Consider the following 1,689-nt stretch of genomic DNA (forward strand, 5'->3'; position numbering starts at 1 on the left):
TGATATGCTCCCCAATAGGTAGACAGATGAAATAACAAATCTGTTTATCTGATTGGGGAGTGTTTTTTTATGGCGAGAAGTCGACATTCGATCGAACAAAAACTGAGTGCGCTGCGTATGATGGACGCAGAAAGATATACCTGGAAGGAAATCGAGGAGGCTCATCACGTCTCTAAGGATACCCTCCGGGTGTGGAAAGCCAAATTCGATATCGGTGGGATCGACGCCTTGAAGGAATCGAAGACATGGAACCCTTACACCAAGGAACAGAAGATCGCGGCCGTCTGTGACTATCTCGATGGGTTCACTAGAATGGAGGTTCTCTCAAAATATCAAATCAGTGATTGGTCTGTTCTTCGGAAATGGATTAAGAAGTATACTGGTCATAGCGAGTTAACAGATTCGAGAAAAGGGATGGATCGAGCTATGGCAAAAGGGAGAAAGACCACATTCGAGGAACGCATCGAGATCGTCAGGTATTGCCTGGAGAACGGACGGAACTATCAACGGACGGCCGAGATATTCGCCGTGTCTTACCAGCAGGTCTATGGCTGGACGAAAAAATATGATACCGACGGCGTGCATGGGCTCGAGGATCGGCGCGGACGGACGAAGCAAGAAGAGGAACTGACCAACGAGGAGAAGCTCGAACGTCGCATCCAACAGATCGAGCGCGAGAACGAGCGCCTGCGGGCCGAGAACCTGTTCCTAAAAAAGTTAGAGGAGATCGAGAGGAGAGGTTGATCAGCCAAATCCGGCTACAATTGCGTTACACGGCCATCGAGGAGTTGTCGACAAGCGACACGTTCTCGGTCGTGCTCCTGTGCGAAATCGCGCAAGTCTCACGGGCCGCCTATTATAAATGGTTGAAGCGTACCGTCTCGGTACGCGAAGAGGAGAACCTGAGCCTATTGGAGGACATCCGCCTTCTCTATGACCAGGTGAACGGGACCTACGGCTATCGACGGATCACCATGACGGTCAACCGCAGACGACGCCAGCATGGCCTGCCGGCATACAATGAGAAGCGTGTCTATCGTCTGATGCGTATCCATGAGATCCGTTCGGTCATCCGCCAGAAGCGAAAACGGTACAAAAAATCGTCACCGCAACATGTGGCCGAGAACCTGATGAACCGAGAATTCAGTGCGTCCCGACCGGACGAGAAATGGTGTACCGACGTCACCGAGTTCAAATATGGTGCCGGGAAGAAGGCATATCTGAGCGCGATCATCGACCTGTACGACGGCTCGATCGTCGCCTATCGTATCGGGAAGTCCAACAACAACGGGCTCGTCTTCCATACGATGATGCCAGCCATCGCGGGGCTCCGTACAGGAGCGAGTCCGATGATCCATAGTGACCGAGGGTTCCAATATACCTCGAGAGGGTTCAAACGCATGGTAGAAGACGCGGGACTGACCCACAGCATGTCCCGGGTCGGACGTTGTATCGACAACGCCCCGATCGAGAGTTTTTGGGGCACCTTGAAAGTGGAGATGTACTACTTGCGTGAGTTCCAGGCCTATAGCGAACTCACAACGGCCATCGAGAACTACATATCGTTCTACAACCACGATCGTTTCCAGAAACGACTAAACGGCTTGAGCCCTGTCGAATACAGGTCTCAAGCCGCCTAGGCTGGTTTTCATTATTTGCCCTGTCTACTTGACGGGGAGCAGTTCATTT

The 1,689-nt window shown here is 51.9% G+C and carries 1 protein-coding gene; it reads left to right on the forward strand.

Annotated elements, in window-relative coordinates:
• Positions 1–69: 69 nt before the first annotated feature.
• A protein-coding gene (locus EVJ30_RS14860) for an IS3 family transposase (RefSeq protein ID WP_131459127.1) occupies positions 70–1,640 on the forward strand; the annotation gives its coding sequence in 2 pieces (ribosomal slippage) (positions 70–709 and positions 709–1,640; 1,572 coding nt in all).
• Positions 1,641–1,689: the final 49 nt, after the last annotated feature.

The organism is Exiguobacterium sp. SH5S13 (genome assembly GCF_004337085.1).
Taxonomy (GTDB): domain Bacteria; phylum Bacillota; class Bacilli; order Exiguobacteriales; family Exiguobacteriaceae; genus Exiguobacterium; species Exiguobacterium aurantiacum_A.